We start from the raw sequence: 18,666 nt of genomic DNA, 5'->3' as shown, positions 1-18,666 counted from the left end.
CCCCGAGGGTCGTAACCTCTCCGAGTGCCGAAAACCCCTGCCCCGGCGACGGCCTCCGCGGACGGGTCGGTCGGCTGGTCCCGTCCCCTCGCGCTCGTCGTGGCCCTGGCGTTCTTCATGGAGAACCTCGACGCGACGATCCTCACCACGGCGACGCCCTCGATCGCGACGGCTTTCGACGTCGTCCCGGCCGACCTCGGGCTCGCGGTCACGGCGTACCTGGTCGCGGTGGCGGCGTTCATCCCGCTCGGCTCGTGGGCCGCGGACCGGCTCGGGGCACGGCCCGTGTTCCTGGTCTCGATCGTGGTGTTCACCCTGGCGTCGGTGCTGTGCGCGGCCTCCGACTCCGTCGCGACCCTCACCACCGCCAGGGTCCTGCAGGGCATCGCCGGCAGCATGCTCGTCCCGATCGGACGGCTGGTGGTCCTCAGCGGAACGGCCAAGTCGGACCTCGTGCGCGCGATCGCGTACCTCACGTGGCCCGCTCTCGTCGCCCCGGTCATCGCCCCGCTGCTCGGCGGGATCCTCACCGAGTACGCGGGCTGGCCGTGGATCTTCTGGGTGAACGTCCCCGTCGGGATCGTGCTGGTCCTGGCCGCGTGGCGGATCGTGCCGCAGGTCCCCCGCCGCCGGCGCCCGCTGGACGGTGTCGGGCTCGTGCTGCTGGTGGTGGCCGTGAGCGCGCTGGTCCTCGGGATGGAGTTCGTGGCCGACGCGTCGACGACGGTCGCGGGGGCCGGTCTGCTCGTCGGGTCGGTGCTCGTGGGAACCCTCGCGGTGTTCTGGTTCCGGCGCGCCGCGCACCCGGTGCTCGACCTGCGCCCCCTGCGCATCGCGACGTTCCGCGCCTCGAACTCGGCCGGTTCGGTCTACCGCGGGGTCGTCAGCGCGGCCCCGTTCCTGCTGCCCCTGCTGCTGCAGGAGGGGTTCGGGTGGAGTCCCGTGCGCGCCGGGGCGATGGTGATGGCGGTGTTCGCGGGGAACCTCGGGATCAAACCCGCGACGACCCCGTTGATGCACCGGTTCCGCCTGGTGCCCCTCATCGTGGTCGCGACCTCCGTGCTGGCCGCGTCGTTCGTCGCGGCGGCGCTGCTGCGCCCGGACACCCCGGAGATCGTCGTGGCGCTGGTGTTCCTCGTGTCGGGCGCGGCCCGATCGGTGGGTTTCACCGCCTACAACACCCTGCAGTTCGCCGACGTCCCCGGTGCCCAGATGAACCCTGCCAACACCGTGGCCTCGATCAGCATGCAGCTCGCGACGGGGGTCGGGATCGCCGTGGCGGCCCTGCTCGTCCGGGCGGCGGCCGGCCTGGCCCCCGCCGGGGACGCCGCCTTCGCCTACCGCGCCGCGCTGGTCGGGATGGCCGTCCTGGGCCTGCTCAGCATCGTCGAGTCGGCGTCGCTGCCCCGCGGTGCGGGTGACGCCGTCCGCGCGGGACGGCGCTGATCAGCGGCCCGGCGGCAGCGGGCCGCGGAGGACGTCGTCGAGGAGACCGGGGAGACCGGCGGGGACGAGCGTCTCGGAGGTGTAGCGCAGGTCCGCGACGCTCCACCAGCGGTGCCCGCGGTGGTGCTCGACCTCCCAGTCGGTGAGTCCCGCCTCGATCGCACCGCGTGGGCTCCGGCCGGCGAAGACCTGCTCGTGCGCATCGCCGGAGAGCGGGACGAGTTCGACGTCCACGACGGCGACCTGTTCGCGCAGCTGCCGGACGGCCGCCGCCGCGGGGCCCTCGTCGGCGCCGACGTCGCCGCCGGGCGTCGTCCAGGCGTGACCTCCCTCGGGCAGCACCGTCCGCAGCAGGAGGACCCGCCCATCGTCGTCGACGAGCAGCACCCGGGTGGTTCGTGCGTGGTCCACCCGGGCAGCCTACGAACCCGGACCGTCAGCGCGTGAGGAACAACCGCACGGCCAACGCCAGCCCGGCCACGGCGATGACGGTCCGCAGCACCCGAGGGTCGAGGCGGCGCACGATGACCGGCCCGACCCGGCCCCCCACGACGCACCCGACACCGAGGAGCAGCGCCGCCCACCAGTCCACCGGCCCGAACACCGCGAAACCGACGGCGGCGACGGTGTTCGCGGCCCCGGTCAGCATGTTCTTCAGCGCGTTGTTGCGGGCGAGGGACTGGGCGTGCAGCACCTCGGAGAGCGCGAGCATCAGCACCCCGGCGGCGGCGCCGAAGTAGCCGCCGTAGATCCCGACGAGGAAGATCGCGACGAGGGCGGCGGGGTTGTTCGGGGAGAGCCGACCGGGCTGCAACTGCTTGATCCGCGGTTGCAGCAGGATCGTCACCGAGGCTCCGCCCACGAGGAACGGGACGACCACCTCGAACGCGTCCGGCGGGAGGGCGAGCAGCAGCACGCAGCCCACGGCGCCGCCCGCCGCGGCGATCGGCAGCAGCCGCTTCAGCCGGGCGCCCTGACCGGAGAGCTCGGGTCGGGAACCGGCTGCAGTGCCGGCCGTGACCCCGAGTAGGGCCATCGAGTTGGTGACGTTGGCGGCCAGCGGGGGCACCCCGGTCAGCAGCAGCGCCGGGTAGGAGACCAGCGAGGCGAGTCCCGCCGTGCTGCCGACGAGCCCCGCCAGCACCCCGGCCAGCAGGAGCAGCGGGATCTCGACGGGCGACACGTTGCCCGATCCAACCAGGGCGTCCGGGTTCCCCGGACCTCGGTGCCTGCGGGGCCTCCCCCGGTGTCGGTGGTCTGTGCTGTGCTGAGCGCGTGACGACCTCCGACAGCGCCGTTGACGTCTCCGCCACCCATCCGACGCTCACCGCCGGGGAACTCGAACCCCGCCTCGCCGCGCACCGCTCCGAGCTCAGGGGCTACTGCTACCGGATGCTCGGTTCCGCCTTCGACGCCGAGGACGCCGTCCAGGACACGATGGTCCGGGCGTGGAAGAGCATCGACGGCTACGCGGGCCGGTCGGGCCTGCGGTCCTGGCTGTACCGGATCGCCACGAACGTCTGCCTCACGATGCTCGAGAACCGGAAGCGGCGCGCCCGGCCGATGGACCTCTCGGCGTCCGCGTGGGAGCCGGTCGAGGCGTCGCTGCAGCGCAGTCAGCCGGAGGACACCTGGCTGGAGCCGATGGTCGACGACCGGGTGCTGCCGGAAACCGGCGACCCGGCCGACATCGCCGTGGCCCGGGAGTCGATCCGCCTCGCCTTCGTCGCCGCGCTGCAGCACCTGCCCCCGCGTCAGCGTTCGGTCCTCATCCTGCGCGACGTCCTGCGCTGGAAGGCGGAGGAGGTCGCGCACCTGCTCGACACGACGACGGCGTCGGTGAACAGCGCGTTGCAGCGGGCCCGGGCGACGCTGGCCGAACGCCCCGACGTGGAACGCACCGAACCCCTCGACGACACTCACCGCACGTTGCTGGAGGACTACGTCCGGGCCTTCGAGGCCTACGACATGGACGCCTTCGTGAAGCTCCTCGCGGCCGACGTCACGCAGAACATGCCGCCGTTCGACCTGTGGCTGGAGGGCGCGCAGGACATCACCGCCTGGATGCTCGGACCCGGCCACCAGTGCCGCGGGTCGAAGCTGGTCCCGGTGACGATGAACGGGTCCCCCGCCTACGTCCACTACAAGCCGATCGGGGCGAACGGCGAGCTCGTGCCGTTCGCCGTGCAGGCCCTGGAGCTGGCCGAGGGGAAGATCGTCCGGATCACGTCGTTCCTGGACACCCGGCTCTTCGACCTCTTCGGCTTCCCGCAGGAGCCCCCGGCCTGATCAGCCCATCGACTTCCGGCCGTCGACGGCCTCGCGCAGGAGGTCCGCGTGGCCGGCGTGCTGGGCGACCTCGGCGAGCACGTGGACGAACACGCGTCGGGCGCTCCACCGCCCCGGCTCGAACCAGGGTGCCTCCGGCAGGTCGTGCGCGAGGTCGAGGTCGAGGGTCCGCACGAGCTCGTCGGTGCGGGCGGCGACGGCCGCGTAGTCGGCCAGCACGCCGGCGACGGTCTCCCCGGGGAGCATCCGGAAGGAGTCGGCCCGCGCCTGGAAGTCGGTGTCCGCGAAGGACGGCAGCCCACCGGCCCCGTGCACGGCGAAGTCCGCCCACTGGGCCTCGGTCTGCGCGACGTGCTTGACCAGGCCCCCGAGGCACAACTCGCTCACGGTGGTCCGGGCCGCCGCCTGCTCCTCGGTCAGGTCGGTGAGGGTCTGGGTGAAGAGCCACCGGTGCTTGGTCAGGGCGGACAGGAGGTCGCCCCGTTCGCCACCGGGAGCCGGGGTCCGTGCGGAGTCGCTGGTCATGGCGGCACGGTAGGGCCGGGGTCCGACACCACGCCTAGACTTCGCCCGATGCCTACGGCCCCTGCTCCGCGCACCCTCGCCGAGGACCTGCGCTCGCGCGCGGACGAGGACCTGGTGGTCCTGTTCACGCAGCGACCCGACCTCGCCGCGCCCCTGCCCACGTCCTCGACGGCCCTGGCGACGCGGGCGACGACGCGGGCGAGCACCCAGCGTGCGCTGGAACGCCTGGACACCCCGGCCCTGCAGGTCGCCGAGGTGCTCGCGGTGCTGCCGGACCCGACGAGCGTCACCGCGGTCTCGAAGGCGTGGGGGGCGCGCGCCAACGACGTCGTCGCGCACCTGCGCCGCAGCGCGCTGCTCTGGGGACCCGACCGCCGCCTGCACCTCGTCTCGGCCGTGCGCGAACTCCTCGGCCCGCACCCGGCGGAGCTCGGCCCGACGCTGGCCGACGCCCTGGGCCGTCGCTCCCCGCAGCGGCTGGCGGAACTGCTCGAGGACCTCGGTCTCGAGGTCAGCCACGACCCCGAGGTCGCCCTCACCCGCCTCGGGGAGCACCTCGGCGCCCCCGGCACGGTCGAGCAGTTGCTCACCGACGCTCCCGAGGGGGTCAGGACGGTCCTGGACAAGCTGACCTGGGGACCGCCGACGGGCGCCGTCGAACGCGCCGACCGCCAGGTCCGGACGGCGACGTCGACGGGGCCGGTGGACTGGTTGCTCTCGCGCGGGCTGCTGGCCGTGTCCGGCCCGGGAACCGTCGTGCTCCCCCGCGAGGTCGGCCTCGCGCTGCGCGGAGGTCGCGTGCACCGCACCCCCGACCGACGCCCGCCCGAGCTGAGCACGACGACGCGACGCCACGAGGTCGTGCTCGCCGGTGGGGCCGAGGCCGCCGCGGAGGCGTGCCGCCTCGTCGACGAACTGGGCCGGTTGTGGGGTGCCGCGGGTCCGTCGGTGCTGCGCGCCGGTGGTCTCGGCGTGCGCGAGCTGCGACGGACGGCGAGCGCCCTCGAGGTCGACGAGTCCACGGCCGCGCTGGTCGTCGAGACGGCCTGGGTCGCCGGGCTCGTCGCCGACGACGGCGAGGTCGAGCCGCGGTGGCTGCCGACGCCGGCCTACGACACCTGGGTCGAGGAGGACCTGCCCTACCGCTGGGTGCACCTGGCCAGCTGCTGGCTGGCGAGCACCCGGGTGCCCGCGATGGTCGGCAGCCGCGACGCCAAGGACGCCGCCCGCAACGCGCTGGGCCCGGACCTCGACCGCGCCTCCGCCCTCCTGGTGCGGCGCGCGGTGCTGAGCGAGCTCGCCGCGCTGGCGCAGGACGAGGTGGCGGCGCCGGAGACGTTGGCGGCGCGGTTGCGCTGGCAGTCCCCGCGGCGGGCGACGAAGCTGCGCGACGACCTCGTGGGCTGGACCGCCCGGGACGCGTCCTGGCTGGGGGTCCTGGGGGCCGGTGCTCTCTCCCCCGCGGGCCGGGCCCTCCTGGTGGACGACGAGGAAGGGGCCGCCACGGCGCTGGCGGCGGCCCTGCCGACGCCGGTGCGCGAGGTGCTGCTGCAGGCGGACCTGACCGCGGTGGCCCCCGGGCCCCTGGAGACCCACCTGTCCCGGCGGCTGGAGTCGCTGGCCCGGGTGGAGAGCCGGGGCGGCGCGACGGTCTACCGCTTCGACCCGACGTCGGTGCGCCACGGCCTCGACGACGGTCAGACGGCCGACGAGGCCCTGGCCTTCCTCGCCGCGTTGTCCTCCACGGGTGTCCCGCAGCCGCTGGAGTACCTGGTCCGCGACGTCGCCCGCCGCCACGGCCGGGTCCGGGTCGGGCGTGCGGGGTCCTACGTGCGCGCCGAGGACCCGGCCCTGCTCGCGGAGCTCGTCGCCGACAAGCGCTGCGCGGCGATCGGGTTGCGGATGCTGGCCCCGACCGTCCTGGCCAGCCCGGCCGACCCGGACGAGGTCCTGTCCGTGCTGCGTCAGGTCGGGGTGGCCCCGGCGGCCGAGGGCCCCGACGGCGAACTCCTGGTGCGGCGGGTGACGGCGATGCGCTCGGGCCCGCGCCCCTCGCCCCGCCCCGTGACGGGTGAACCGCCCGCCCCGGGCGCCGCGCTGCTCGCCGCGGCCGTCCAGACCGTCCGCGCCGGCGACGAGGACGTGGCGGAGCTGGAGCGTCGCCGCGAGCGCACCCGGGACGCCCCGCCGCTGCCGCCGATGGACCCGACGACGTCGCTGGCCGTGCTGCGCGACGCGGTCGGACGGCGACGGCCGGTGTGGATCGGCTACGTCGACGCGTCCGGCTCCACGAGCCGGCACCTCGTCGAGCCCCTGGGGGTGGAGGGCGGCCGGATCACCGCGTTCGACCACGAGCAGCGCTCGGTCCGCTCCTACTCGGTGCACCGGGTCACCGGTGTGGCCGAGGCGCAGGCCTGAGCGGAGGCTCGTGTCGGAGAGGTGAGCTAGCGTCGTAGCGCACGACGACCAGATCGAGGACACCTCACGGGAGCGCGAACCAGCATGAGCGACAGCGGTCAGGGCGACGGACAGCGTTCCTGGTGGGAGAAGCCCGACCAGGAGCCCCCGGCGCAGGACCCCTACCGGGCGGGCGCCGCCCCGTCCTCCGCCGAGGACGCGCACGATCCGTACCGGTCGACGCCGCCGGCCCCGGACGCCCCGACGCAGGCCCACCCCACCGCGCCGCCGACGGAGAGCCTCCCGCGCTACGGGCAGCCGAGCAGCCCCTACGGGGAGTCGGGTCAGTCGGGTCAGCAGTCCTCACCCTGGTCCCAGCAGTCCTCCTCCTACGGGCAGCAGAACGACCAGCCCACGGGCTACGGGCAGAACCAGCCGTACCCCTCGAGCTACCCGGGCCAGCAGCAGCACCCGAACCAGCCCTACCCGAACCAGCAGTACCCGAACCAGTACGGCAGCTACGGCACCCCGCAGCAGGTGCCCGTCGCGGGCATGGCGCACGCCGTCCTGTGGACGTCGGTCGGCGGGCTCGTGCTGATGTTCACCGGCCTCGGCTGGATCGCGGCCATCGTGGCGCTGGCCCTCACCCCCGGCGCACGCCGCGAGATCATGGAGGCCAACGGCGCCAAGCGCGGCCTGGGCTTCCTCTTCGCGGGCAAGATCTGCGCCTGGGTCAACATCGGTCTGACGGTCCTGCTGATCATCGGTCTCATCGTGCTGTTCGGGATCATCGGTGCGAACGGCGGCTTCGACGACAGTTCCACGTTCGACCCGAACTCCGTGAGCGTCCTGTCCACCCACTGACCGGAAGTTCCCGACCGATTGCGGAGTTGAGCACCAGGTGACCGACGGACCCCTCATCGTCCAGAGCGACAAGACCCTGCTGCTCGAGGTCGACCACCCGCGCGCGAGTGCGTGCCGGGCGGCGATCGCCCCCTTCGCCGAGCTTGAACGTGCCCCCGAGCACGTCCACACCTACCGGTTGACGCCGTTGGGGCTGTGGAACGCCCGCGCCGCGGGCCACGACGCCGAACAGGTCGTCGACACCCTGCTGGAGTTCTCCCGCTACTCCGTCCCGCACGCGTTGCTGGTCGACGTGGCCGAGACGATGGCCCGCTACGGCCGGCTGCAGCTGGTGAAGGACGAGGAGCACGGCCTCGTCCTGCGCTCCCTCGACGCCCCGGTGCTCGAGGAGATCCTGCGCAGCAAGAAGGCCTCGCCGCTGCTGGGGACCCGCATCGCCCCGGACACCGTCCTGGTGCACCCGAGCGAACGCGGGAACCTCAAGCAGGTGCTGCTGAAGCTGGGCTGGCCGGCCGAGGACCTCGCCGGCTACGTCGACGGTGAGGCGCACGCGATCGACCTGGCCGAGGACGGCTGGACCCTGCGGCCCTACCAGGCCGACGCGGTGGACAACTTCTGGCACGGCGGGTCCGGGGTGGTCGTGCTGCCCTGCGGCGCCGGCAAGACCCTCGTGGGCGCGGCGGCGATGGCCAAGGCCCGCGCGACGACGCTGATCCTCGTGACCAACACCGTCTCGGCCCGGCAGTGGCGCGACGAGCTGCTCAAGCGCACCTCGCTGACCGAGGACGAGATCGGCGAGTACTCCGGGGCCCGCAAGGAGATCCGTCCGGTGACGATCGCGACGTACCAGGTCGTCACGACGAAGCGGAAGGGTGTCTACCCGCACCTGGAGCTCTTCGACGCCCGCGACTGGGGACTCATCCTCTACGACGAGGTCCACCTGCTGCCGGCGCCGATCTTCCGGATGACCGCCGACCTGCAGGCCCGTCGCCGCCTCGGGCTGACGGCGACGCTGGTGCGCGAGGACGGCCGCGAGGGCGACGTGTTCTCCCTCATCGGTCCCAAGCGCTACGACGCCCCGTGGAAGGACATCGAGGCGCAGGGCTACATCGCGCCCGCCGACTGCGTCGAGGTGCGCGTCACCCTCCCCGACTCCGAACGCCTGGCCTACGCCACCGCCGAGGACGACGAGAAGTACCGGTTGTGCTCGACCTCCGCGTCGAAGTCCCGGGTGGTGGAGAAGCTCGTCGCGCAGCACAAGGGCGAGCCGACGCTGGTCATCGGTCAGTACATCGACCAGCTCGACGACCTCGGGATGCGCCTCGACGCACCGGTGATCAAGGGCGAGACGACGGTCAAGGAACGTCAGCGCCTCTTCGAGGCGTTCCGCCACGGCGAGATCACGACGCTCGTCGTCAGCAAGGTCGCGAACTTCTCGATCGACCTGCCGGAGGCCAAGGTCGCGATCCAGGTGTCGGGCTCGTTCGGGTCGCGCCAGGAGGAGGCCCAGCGCCTCGGCCGGGTGCTGCGGCCCAAGGGTGACCACGGCTCGGCGCGGTTCTACACCGTCGTCTCTCGCGACACCAAGGACCAGGACTACGCCGCCCACCGGCAGCGCTTCCTGGCCGAGCAGGGGTACGCGTACCGGATCGTGGACGCCGACGACATCGACGGTGGCGTCCCCGACGCCGACGGGGTCCTGCCCGGGAACTGAGGCGGCGCGGCTAGAGCGGAGCCAGGCGCGGGGCGGGTGCGACCGGGGCCACCGGGTCCGCCGCCGGGCGCGGGACGAGGGCCGGGACCGCTCGCCCGCGCTGGGCCAGAGCGGCGAGCAGCAGGTCCGCGGGCTCGGGGCGGGCGTCCTGCCGCGCCTCGAGCCAGCCCAGGAGCCCGTCCGGGCGGTTGGTGATGACGCCGTCGACCCCGGCCTCGACCAGCACCCGCCAGAGCGCCGCCTCGTTCACGGTCCACGGCCACACCGCGAGGCCGGCGGCGTGCAGTTCGGCTACCGCGGCGGGCCGGGCGGCCAGGCAGGTCACGGACGGGTTGCAGGCGATCACACCGAGGTCGCGGCGCAGGGCGCGCCCCTGGGCGAGGGCGTCGGCGTCGAGGTCGTCGAGCAGGATCGCCCGGCGCACCTGCGGCGCCACCTGCTGCACGGTCGTCAGCGTGCCCACCTCGAAGCTCTGCAGCACGACCTGCTCGAGGGCGCCGCTGCGGCGCACGTCCCGCAGCACTCCCTCGACCTCCGCACGGCCCCAGACGCCCTTCAGCTCCAGCAGCAGCTGGGCGCCGGGGTGCTCGGCGAGCAGGTTCAGCAGGTCCGCCAGCAGGGGGACGCGCTGGCCGCGGTAGGCGGTGGAGAACCAGGAACCGGCGTCGAGTCGGGCCAGCTCGGCGGGGCCGAGGTCGGACACCCGGCCGCTGCCCCCGGTGGTGGCGTCGACGTCGTCGTCGTGGATGAGGACGGCCGTGCCGTCGGCCGCGGGGTGCAGGTCGGTCTCGACCATGTGGGCACCGCACCGCAGAGCGGCCTCGAACGCGGCGAGGGTGTTCTCCGGCGCCACGGCGGAGTACCCGCGGTGGGCGATCACGAGGGGCAGGGCCGGCGAGGGGGCGTCGACCGGGAAGCGGCTGTCGAGGGTCACCAGGGGTCTCCGCCCTGCTGGGAGCGAGCACCGAGGGGTTGCCCGGCGCGTGTTCGAGGAGCCTTCGGCACGCCCGTGGGGGACCTGAAGCCGCGCTGGGGCCACCTCACCCGTCCGCAGGAACGGGTGAGGCACCTCCCTCGGGACCTCAGTCTCAGACGTCGGAACTCTGGCTGGCGACGTCGATGAGGACCTTCCCGACGGCGTCGCCCTCGACCGCCTCGTGGGCGGCGGCCGTCTGCGCCAGCGGGAAGCGCAGCAGGGGCAGACCGTGCTCCTCCCCCACCGGCAGCGCGCCGTCGCGCAGGGCGGCGGTGACGTCCTCCGCCGCGGCGGCCAGCGCCTGCGCGCCCATCGTGTACATGAGGATGAACTGCAGCCGGGTGTTGAGGACCATGTTCGCGCGGATGTCGACACGGACGTCGTCGCCGCCGTTGTTCGCGTAGCCGGCGATCGAGGCTCGCGGACGGACGACGGCCTGGTCCAGCTCGAGGTTCGGCGCGAGGGCGACCTCGACGACGAGGTCGACCCCGTCGGGGGCGATCGCCCGGATCTCCACGGCGGGATCCCCCTCGCGGTAGTTGACGACGTGGTGGGCGCCGGCGGCGGTGGCCAGTCGCGCCTTCTCGGGTCCGCTGACGGTGGTGATCACCGTGGCCCCGGCCCAGCGGGCGAGCTGGATCGCCGCGTGCCCGACGGCCCCGGCGCCGCCGGAGACGAGCACGACCCGCCCGTCGAGCGCTCCGGGAGCCAGCCGTCGTGGGCCGTCCTCGGCCACGGTCAGGGCCCGGTGCGCGGTGACGGCCGGCACCCCCAGCGACGCGCCCACGTCGAAGGAGACCCCCTCGGGCAGCGGGGCCACCCGCTCGGCGGGCAGCACTGTGAACTCCTGCGCGGTGCCCGTGGGGCGGCCGTGCGCGGCCATGCACGTCCACACCCGGTCGCCCACGGCGAAGCCGGTCACGCCCGGGCCGACGGCGTCGACGACCCCGGCACCGTCCTGGTTCGGGGTGGTCTCGGCGAAGGCGAGGGGCTGGCCGTCGCCGCCGCCGCGCCGGGACTTCCAGTCGGTGGGGTTGACCCCGGACACCACGACACGCACCCGGACCTCGCCGGCGCCGGGCTCGGGGACGGGGCGCTCCTCCAGGCGCAGGACGGAGGCGGGACCGGTCTCGGAGTACACGATGGACTTCACCTCGAGGCGAACCCCGCCCGGCCGCTCACTGTTCCGCTCAGGGTTCCGCTCAGGCCTGTTCCAGGCCCCGCCGTCGCAGCAGCGGGGCGAGGTCGGCGTCGCGGCCGCGGAACTCCCGGTAGGCCTGCAGCGGGTCGACGCTGCCGCCGCGGGACAGGACGGTCGCCCGGAAGTGCTCGCCGTTCTCCCGGCGCAGCCCGCCGTTCTCCGCGAACCACTCCACCGTGTCTGCGTCGAGGACCTCGCTCCACACGTAGGAGTAGTAGGCCGCGGCGTACCCGCCGCCGAAGACGTGGTGGAAGTAGGTGCTGCGGTAGCGCGGCGGGACGGTGTCGAGGGCGACGCCGGCGTCCTGCAGCGCTCGGGCCTCGAACGCGCCGACGTCGTCGGGGGTCGCGTCGTCCAGGGTGCCGGGGGCGACGCGGTGCCAGGCCTGGTCCAGCAACGAGGCGGCGAGGTACTCGGTGGTCCCGAACCCCTGGCCGTAGCCGCGAGCGGCCCGCAGACCGTCCACCGCTCCCTCCGGGAGGGGTTCGCCGGTCTCGACGTGGCGGGCGTAGCGGGCGATGACGTCGGGTTCGAAACCCCAGAACTCGTTGACCTGGGACGGGAACTCCACGAAGTCGCGGGGGACGCTGGTCCCGGAGAACCGCGGGAAGTGCACGTCGGAGAGCAACCCGTGCAGGGTGTGCCCGAACTCGTGGAAGAGGGTCTCGACCTCGTCGACGCTCAGCAGCGCCGGGTCGCCCGGGGCGGGTTTCGCCACGTTGAGGCAGTTCACGACGACGGGGCGCTGCCCCAGCAACCGGGACTGCTCGACGAAGGAACTCATCCACGCCCCACCGCGCTTCGACGGCCGCGCGTAGGGGTCGAACAGGTACAGGCCCAGCGGGCCGGTCTCGTCGGAGACCTCGAAGGCCCGCACGTCGGGGGAGAACACCGGGACGTCGGCGCGTTCGGTGAAGGTCAGCCCGTAGAGCGCCGTGGCCGTGGCGAACACCCCGTCGACGAGGACCCGTTCGAGGTCGAACCACGGCCGCAACGCCTCGGCGTCGACGGCGAAGCGCTCGCGCCGCAACCGTTCCGCGTAGTAGGCCCAGTCCCAGGGCTGCAACGGCCCCGCCTCGCCGTCGGCGAGCAGCAGGTCGGTGAGTTCCGCCTCCTCCCGGCGGGCGTTCACGACGGCGGCGGGGGCGAGGCGGCGCAGCATCCCGACGGCGGCCTCGACATCGCCCGCGGTCTCGTCCGCGACGACCCAGGAGGCGTGGTCGGGGTAGCCGAGCAGGGCGGCCCGTTCGGCGCGCACCGCCGCGATGCGCAGCAGGACCGCCCGGGTGTCGTGCGCACCGCCGCGGCCACCGCGCTGCACCGAGGCCTCGTGGACGAGTCGGCGGGTCTCCCTGCGGCGCAGGGACTCCAGCACGGGCTGACCGGTCGGGAGGACGAGCGGCACGAGGTAACCGCCCCGCTCCCCCGCCGCGCTCGCGGCGCGGGCCAGTTCGCTCGGGGCCAGCCCGTCGAGCGCGTCGGCGTCGGTGAGGTGGACGGCGAGGGCGTTGGTGTCGGCGAGCAGTTCGACGTCGAACCGCGTGGTGAGCCGGGACAGTTCCTCGTTGAGCTCCCGCAACCGGGCGGCGTCGGCCTCCTCGAGCAGCGCCCCGGAGCGGGCGGCGTCGCGGTGCAGCTTCTCCAGCAACCGGCGCGGCTCCCCGTCGAGGTCGAGGGAGGTGTCCTCGTGCATCGCACGCACGCGGGCGACGAGACGCGGGTCGAGGCGGACGGCGTCGTGGTGGGCGGAGAGCCGCGGCGAGAACTCCTCCTGCACCGCCCGCAGCGCGTCGTCGGCGTCGGTCCCGACGAGGTTGAAGAACACCGCCTCGACGCGGCCCAGCAACTGCCCGGCCGACTCCAGCGCGTCGAGGAACTGCGTCGGGCCCAGGTCGGCGGCGAGCAGCGCGTCGACCTCGCCGAGGTGCTCGGCCATCCCGGCCTCGAAGGCCGGGGCGTAGTGCTCGACGCGGATCCGGTCGAAGGGTGGCACCGCGAACGGCAGGTCGCTGGGGGCGGCGAACGGGTTCTGCGGATCGAGGGCCATGCCCCGATCCTCCCCGATCACCCCCGCGGCGCCACCAGGGACGTCACGAGGCGGTCGAGCTCGGCGGCGGGGTCGCGGGTCAGGCCGCAGTGCACGGGCGAGGTCTGCAGCACGGTCGAGCGGGGCGCGACGAGCCAGCGGAACCGGGCGCCCTTCGCCTCGGTCGTGGGGGCCCCGCCGCGGGGGTCCCCGGCGCAGACGGCCTCGAGCGCACCGAGGTGGCGGGTGACGGCCTCGACGTCGAGGTCCGGGGCCAGCGCCCGGGCCCGGTCCACGTCGAAGGCGGTGCGGGCCTGCAGGTGTTCCAGGGCGCGGCACCACAGCACGACGCCGGCGTTGACGAACTCGGCCCGCTCGACGCGGGGCACGACGCGGACGACGGCGTACTCGTAGACCTCCAGTGCGGGGACCTCCAGCTCAGCCACGGGGCACCTCCGCCTGGACCCGGGCCAGTTCCGAGACCCAGGTGGGGCCGGCGAGGCGGGCGGTGAACCAGTCGAGGTAGGCGCCGCGCAGGTCCTCGACGGAGTCGAAACCGGGTTCGTCCTCGAGCCAGCCGTCGGGGACCTCGTCGACGGCGGCGCGCAGGACGTCCGGGGACAACGCGGCGGCGCAGCGCCCGGCGACGTCGGTCACCGCCGCCGCGGCGCGCAGCAGCAGGTGGTCCTCGGCGTGGCGCAGCGGCCGGTCGGTGCTCGCGGCGGCGCGCGGCCAGTCGTGGTGGAAGTAGAGGGACGCACCGTGGTCGATGAGCCAGGGCCTGGCCCCCCACCACAACGAGTTCGGGTTGCGCCAGGAACGGTCCACGTTGAGGACGAAGGCGTCGAACCACAGGACGCGCGCGGCCCAGCCGGGGTCGACGGGGTCCACCGCGGGGTCGAAGGAGAGCGCACCGGGCAGGAAGTCCATCCCCAGGTTCTCGCCCGGGGAACGCAGCAGCAGGTCCTGGACCTCCTCGTCGGGCTCACCCCGCCCGATGACCGGGTCGACGGCGGCGACGACGAGTTCGGGGACGGCCAGGCCGAGCGCACCGGCGAGGTGCGCGGCGAGGACCTCCGCCACCAGCACCCGCCGGCCCTGCCCCGCGCCGTGGAACTTCACGACGTAGGTCCCCAGGTCGTCGGCCTCGCAGAGCCCGGGGAGGCTCCCGCCCTCCCGCAACGGCGCGACGTAGCGCGTCGCGGTCACCTTCCTCAGCACCCACAGATCTTCGCACCCCGACGCGCACGAGGCTCCGGGCGAGTCCCCAGGTCCCTCCCAGGGTTCGGGCGCAGAATCGTGACCGTGAGATCTACGAGTTCCGCCCCGGAGGCCCGCCTGCTGGTGGTCGACGACGAGCCGAGCATCCGCGAGCTGCTGGCCACCAGCCTCCGCTTCGCCGGCTTCGAGGTCGCCTCGGCAGGTGACGGTGCCGAGGCGCTGAAGCTGGCCGAGGACTTCCGCCCGGACCTCGTCGTGCTCGACGTCATGCTGCCCGACGTCGACGGCTTCACCGTGACGCGCAAGCTGCGCGAACGGGGACGCCTCGTCCCGGTGCTGTTCCTCACCGCCCGGGACGACACCGCCGACAAGGTGGCGGGGCTCACCGTCGGCGGCGACGACTACGTGACGAAGCCCTTCAGCCTGGAGGAGGTCGTGGCCCGGATCCGGGCCGTGCTGCGCCGCACCGGCGGGGTCGAGGGCGCCGACACGGGGCGCCTGGTCTTCCACGACCTGGAACTCGAGGAGGACTCCCACGAGGTCCGTCGCGGCGGACGCGAGGTGGAGCTCTCCCCCACCGAGTTCAAGCTGCTGCGCTACCTCATGCTCAACCCGAACCGGGTGCTCTCCAAGGCGCAGATCCTCGACCACGTGTGGGACTACGACTTCAACGGCGAGGCGGGGATCGTGGAGAGCTACATCTCCTACCTGCGCCGCAAGCTGGACACCGAGGGTCTGGAACCGCTGATCCACACCAAGCGGGGCGTCGGGTACGTCCTGCGCGTCGCGCAGACGGTGGGATGAGGTCGCCCGCGGACCGGGTGCGGTCCGCGAGGGGCAGGGTCCTGGCGGCCGAGGCGCACCTGCCGTTGCGGGTGCGCCTGCTCGTCATCGTGGTGCTGCTGTTGTTGATGGCGATGACCGTGACGAGCCTGGTGTCCTTGCAGCTCCTGCAGAACAACCTGCGCAACCAGGTGGACGAGCAACTCCGCGTCAAGGGTGTGGCGGCCATCAGGAGCGCGTTCCCGGTGTTCAACCAGTCCGCCGCGCAGCAGTTGCTGCTCTCCGACTACTACGTTCAGGTGGCGGAGGCGGACGGCTCCCACCCGGTCGAGACCTGTCCCCCGAACCAGGACTGCCCTCGACCGGACCTACCGGTCCTGACCACGGCCTACCTGGGATCGATGGACGGCAAAGCGTTCACCATCGCCGACGACGGTGACGGTGACCCGTGGCGGGTGCTGCTCTTCCCGGGGACCTCGGCTTCGGGGGACCGGGTGAACATCGCCGTCGCGCTGCCGTTGTCCGGGGCCAACCGCACCCTGGCCGACTTCCGCGTCGCCGCCCTCGCCGTTGGCGTCGCAGTCCTGGTGCTCGGGGGTTTCGCAGCCGCCCTGGCGATCCGGCGCAGTTTCCGCCCCCTCGACGACATCGAGCGCACGGCGTCCGCCATCGCCGGCGGCGATCTGTCGCAGCGTGTCCCGGAAGCTCCACCCGGCACCGAGATCGGCCGGTTGTCGACGGCCTTGAACACCATGCTGACCCAGATCGAGGCGCTCTTCCGCTCCCAGCAACGCTCCGAGGACCAGATGCGGCGCTTCGTCGCCGACGCCAGCCACGAACTCCGCACGCCCCTGGCCGCCATCCGTGGTTTCGCCGAGCTGTACCGGCAGGGCGCGGTGCGCGAACCCGACGACGTCGCCCACGTGATGGAACGCATCGAGGGCGAGTCGACGCGACTCGGTCACCTCGTGGAGGACCTGCTGCGCCTGGCCCGGCTCGACGAGGCGCAGCGGCGCCGGAGCGCGACCCGGGAACCCGTCGACCTCGCAGTGGTCGCCTCCGACGCCGTGCACGACGCCCGGGGGCTGACGTCGGACCGTTCGGTGCGTCTGGTGGGGCTCGAGGACGGCGTGGGCCCGAACTCTGCGATCGTGCTGGCCGACGAGTCCGGGATGCGCCAGGTCCTGACGAACCTGCTGGGTAACGCCCTGCACCACACCCCCGCCGGGACGCCGGTCGAGGTCGCCGTGGGCCGGCTGATGGGCCCGTCGGGTCCGGAGTCGGTGGTGGAGGTGCGCGACCACGGGCAGGGGCTGACCCCGGAGCAGGCGGACCGGGTCTTCGAGCGCTTCTACCGGGTCGACTCCTCGCGGCGTCGCGGGACGGGTGGCGGGTCCGGGTTGGGCCTGGCGATCGTCTCGACGATCGTGGAGGTCCACGGCGGGACGGTGGCCGTCGCGCCCACGGAGGGTGGTGGAGCGACTTTCCGGGTACGGTTCCGCGCCGACCGCCCCACCAGCACCGTCCCGTCCGAGGAACCGGTCGAGGACGACCCTCCGTCCCCGATCATTCACAGCTAGGTTCCAGCTGACTCCGGGTTCACCTGCAGCCCGGTGTCCGTTACTAGAGGTGCGAGCGCGGACCCCGCGCCCGGAACGACCAGCAGACGCCCGACTCGCAGAGGTGAATCAGGATGAACGGCTCCGACGAACGCCAGACCCCCGACGGCAACGGTCACGCCCCGTCCGGCGTGGCGACCGGCGGAGCCTTCCCCGGCACTGTCGTCACCACCCAGGCCCGCGGCAGCGACGAGAACCGCGGCTGGGGGGAGAACTCCCCCACCCAGCCCCAGCAGTGGGACTGGAACCAGGCCGGCTACGGCCAGCCCTCCCAGGGTGAGCAGTCCGGCCACCAGTACGGGCAGCGCGACCCGTGGACGACCCCCGGCGGCCCGACCCCGCCCAACGGCAACGGCGGTGACGACCACGGCCGGGGCGGGGGCGGTGGCGGGCGCGGCCCGCGTCGTTCCCCGGGCTGGTTCGGGGTGGCCGGGGCCGCGCTGGCCGGTGCCGTCGCCGCGAGCCTGCTGACCGCGGCCGCGGTCGGCGCCTTCGGCCAGGACACCTCCGCCTCCGGGTCGGGCGCGTCCAGCTCCTCGTCCAGCTCCGCCCAGATCCAGGGCGTCAGCGAGACGACCGTGAACTGGCAGGCCGTCGTGAGCGCGGTCGCGCCGAGCGTCGTGGCCGTCACCGTCGAGGGTTCGGCGGGCACGGCCGAGGGGTCCGGCATCGTCTACGACGCCTCCGGCTACATCGTCACCAACAACCACGTCGTGTCGGGTCTGGGCACGGGGGCGACGATCACCGTCACCCTCTCCGACGGCCGCGAGTACAAGGCGACCATCAAGGGCACCGACACGGCGACCGACCTCGCCGTCATCCAGCTGAGCGACCCGCCGAGCGACCTCAAGGCCGCGACGTTCGCCGACTCCGACGACGTCGTCGCCGGCCAGGCCGTGATGGCGCTGGGCAACCCGCTGGGCCTGTCGGGCAGCGCGACGACGGGCATCGTCTCGGCCCTGGACCGCCCGGTGCTCACCCAGGCCGAGGACGAGAGCCAGTCGCAGAACCCCTTCGGTCAGCAGCAGCAGCAGCAGACGACCGGTGAGACCGCGGCCACCAACGCCATCCAGACCGACGCCGCGATCAACCCGGGCAACTCCGGCGGGGCGCTGCTGGACTCCTCCGGCAAGGTCATCGGGATCAACTCCTCGATCGCCTCGTTGAGCTCGAGCTCGAGCGCGACGCAGTCCGGCAGCATCGGCCTGGGCTTCGCCATCCCCTCCAACGAGGTCAAGATGATCGCCGACCAGCTCGTGAAGTCCGGGACGGCGCAGCACGCCTGGCTGGGGGTCAGCCTCTCCGAGAACCCCGCCACGGTCACCGTCGGCGACGTGACCCGCGAGGGTGCGGAGGTGGCCGACGTGACCAGCGGCGCCCCCGCCGCATCCGCGGGCGTGCAGAAGGGTGACGTCATCACCGCGGTCGACGGACAGACGGTCGACGGCTTCGAGTCCCTCACCGCGACGATCCGCGGCAAGGCCGTGGGCAGCTCCGTCGAGCTGACCGTGGTGCGCAACGGCGCCGAGCAGAAGCTCACCGCGACGCTGACGGCGCGCGCCGAGAACTGATCCCGAACGCCTGACGGCCCCGCTCCCGGACACC

16 protein-coding genes are annotated in these 18,666 nt (G+C 73.5%); 8 read left to right on the top strand and 8 right to left on the bottom strand.

Features of this window, described 5'->3' with window-relative positions:
• Positions 1-24 precede the first annotated feature (24 nt).
• Entirely contained in the window at positions 25-1,446 is a 1,422-nt protein-coding gene (locus tag OG218_RS21330) for an MFS transporter (protein ID WP_328295230.1), read from the top strand.
• Here OG218_RS21330 and OG218_RS21325 read toward each other — a convergent pair whose 3' ends face one another.
• Positions 1,447-1,857, bottom strand: coding sequence for an NUDIX domain-containing protein (locus OG218_RS21325; protein ID WP_328295229.1), 411 nt, complete (start codon positions 1,855-1,857; stop codon positions 1,447-1,449).
• A 25-nt stretch (positions 1,858-1,882) separates the two neighbouring features.
• A complete protein-coding gene (locus OG218_RS21320; RefSeq protein ID WP_328295228.1) occupies positions 1,883-2,629 on the bottom strand; it encodes a sulfite exporter TauE/SafE family protein in 747 nt (248 codons plus the stop codon).
• Positions 2,630-2,721: 92 nt separating this feature from the next.
• Here OG218_RS21320 and OG218_RS21315 point away from each other — a divergent pair, with 92 nt between their 5' ends.
• On the top strand, positions 2,722-3,735 hold the full coding sequence (locus OG218_RS21315) for a sigma-70 family RNA polymerase sigma factor (protein ID WP_328295227.1): 1,014 nt from the start codon (positions 2,722-2,724) through the stop codon (positions 3,733-3,735).
• Here OG218_RS21315 and OG218_RS21310 read toward each other — a convergent pair whose 3' ends face one another.
• Entirely contained in the window at positions 3,736-4,260 is a 525-nt protein-coding gene (locus OG218_RS21310) for a DinB family protein (RefSeq protein WP_328295226.1), read from the bottom strand. It lies immediately after the preceding gene.
• 48 nt (positions 4,261-4,308) lie between these two features.
• Between OG218_RS21310 and OG218_RS21305 the strand changes: the two genes are divergently transcribed.
• From OG218_RS21305 to OG218_RS21295, 3 genes are all read left to right on the top strand, one after another.
• A complete protein-coding gene (locus OG218_RS21305; RefSeq protein ID WP_328295225.1) occupies positions 4,309-6,678 on the top strand; it encodes a helicase-associated domain-containing protein in 2,370 nt (789 codons plus the stop codon).
• 84 nt (positions 6,679-6,762) lie between these two features.
• Positions 6,763-7,521, top strand: coding sequence for a DUF4190 domain-containing protein (locus OG218_RS21300; RefSeq protein WP_328295224.1), 759 nt, complete (start codon positions 6,763-6,765; stop codon positions 7,519-7,521).
• Positions 7,522-7,558: 37 nt separating this feature from the next.
• Positions 7,559-9,235, top strand: a complete 1,677-nt coding sequence (locus tag OG218_RS21295) for a DNA repair helicase XPB (protein ID WP_328295223.1) — start codon at positions 7,559-7,561, stop codon at positions 9,233-9,235.
• A 10-nt stretch (positions 9,236-9,245) separates the two neighbouring features.
• Here the strand turns inward: OG218_RS21295 and OG218_RS21290 are convergent, their stop codons facing one another.
• The 5 genes from OG218_RS21290 to OG218_RS21270 form a co-directional block, all read right to left on the bottom strand.
• A complete protein-coding gene (locus OG218_RS21290; protein ID WP_328295222.1) occupies positions 9,246-10,169 on the bottom strand; it encodes a glycerophosphodiester phosphodiesterase in 924 nt (307 codons plus the stop codon).
• Positions 10,170-10,323: 154 nt separating this feature from the next.
• Positions 10,324-11,364 carry an NADPH:quinone reductase gene (locus OG218_RS21285; protein ID WP_328295221.1) on the bottom strand — a complete coding sequence of 347 codons (1,041 nt, stop codon included), beginning with the start codon at positions 11,362-11,364 and terminating at the stop codon, positions 10,324-10,326.
• 49 nt (positions 11,365-11,413) lie between these two features.
• A complete protein-coding gene (locus OG218_RS21280) occupies positions 11,414-13,459 on the bottom strand; it encodes a M3 family metallopeptidase (protein WP_328295220.1) in 2,046 nt (681 codons plus the stop codon).
• 17 nt (positions 13,460-13,476) lie between these two features.
• A complete protein-coding gene (locus OG218_RS21275; RefSeq protein WP_328295219.1) occupies positions 13,477-13,884 on the bottom strand; it encodes a DUF3037 domain-containing protein in 408 nt (135 codons plus the stop codon).
• Positions 13,877-14,659: a HipA family kinase gene (locus OG218_RS21270; RefSeq protein WP_328295218.1), complete on the bottom strand. Its 783-nt coding sequence runs from the start codon at positions 14,657-14,659 to the stop codon at positions 13,877-13,879. Before OG218_RS21270 ends, OG218_RS21275 begins: the two co-directional genes overlap by 8 nt.
• A gap of 84 nt (positions 14,660-14,743) precedes the next feature.
• Here OG218_RS21270 and OG218_RS21265 point away from each other — a divergent pair, with 84 nt between their 5' ends.
• The 3 genes from OG218_RS21265 to OG218_RS21255 all read left to right on the top strand — a co-directional run bounded on the left by OG218_RS21265 (position 14,744) and on the right by OG218_RS21255 (position 18,632).
• A complete protein-coding gene (locus OG218_RS21265) occupies positions 14,744-15,463 on the top strand; it encodes a response regulator transcription factor (protein ID WP_328295217.1) in 720 nt (239 codons plus the stop codon).
• Positions 15,460-17,022, top strand: a complete 1,563-nt coding sequence (locus OG218_RS21260) for a sensor histidine kinase (RefSeq protein ID WP_328295216.1) — start codon at positions 15,460-15,462, stop codon at positions 17,020-17,022. The genes OG218_RS21265 and OG218_RS21260 overlap by 4 nt, the downstream gene beginning before the upstream one ends.
• 113 nt (positions 17,023-17,135) lie before the next feature.
• Positions 17,136-18,632 carry a S1C family serine protease gene (locus OG218_RS21255; RefSeq protein ID WP_328295215.1) on the top strand — a complete coding sequence of 499 codons (1,497 nt, stop codon included), beginning with the start codon at positions 17,136-17,138 and terminating at the stop codon, positions 18,630-18,632.
• Positions 18,633-18,666 lie beyond the last annotated feature (34 nt).

Source organism: Kineococcus sp. NBC_00420 (assembly GCF_036021035.1).
Lineage (GTDB): Bacteria > Actinomycetota > Actinomycetes > Actinomycetales > Kineococcaceae > Kineococcus.
Note: the sequence above shows the minus strand (reverse complement) of the source record. Positions and strands in the feature narration are given on the sequence as shown.

What these genes read in the sequence shown, in the direction of transcription:
- OG218_RS21260 (WP_328295216.1), top strand. Translation starts at nt 15,460, where the DNA reads ATGAGGTCGCCCGCGGACCGGGTGCGGTCCGCGAGGGGCAGGGTCCTG.
- OG218_RS21255 (WP_328295215.1), top strand. Translation starts at nt 17,136, where the DNA reads ATGAACGGCTCCGACGAACGCCAGACCCCCGACGGCAACGGTCACGCC.
- OG218_RS21305 (WP_328295225.1), top strand. Translation starts at nt 4,309, where the DNA reads ATGCCTACGGCCCCTGCTCCGCGCACCCTCGCCGAGGACCTGCGCTCG.
- OG218_RS21280 (WP_328295220.1), bottom strand. Translation starts at nt 13,459, where the DNA reads ATGGCCCTCGATCCGCAGAACCCGTTCGCCGCCCCCAGCGACCTGCCG.
- OG218_RS21310 (WP_328295226.1), bottom strand. Translation starts at nt 4,260, where the DNA reads ATGACCAGCGACTCCGCACGGACCCCGGCTCCCGGTGGCGAACGGGGC.
- OG218_RS21300 (WP_328295224.1), top strand. Translation starts at nt 6,763, where the DNA reads ATGAGCGACAGCGGTCAGGGCGACGGACAGCGTTCCTGGTGGGAGAAG.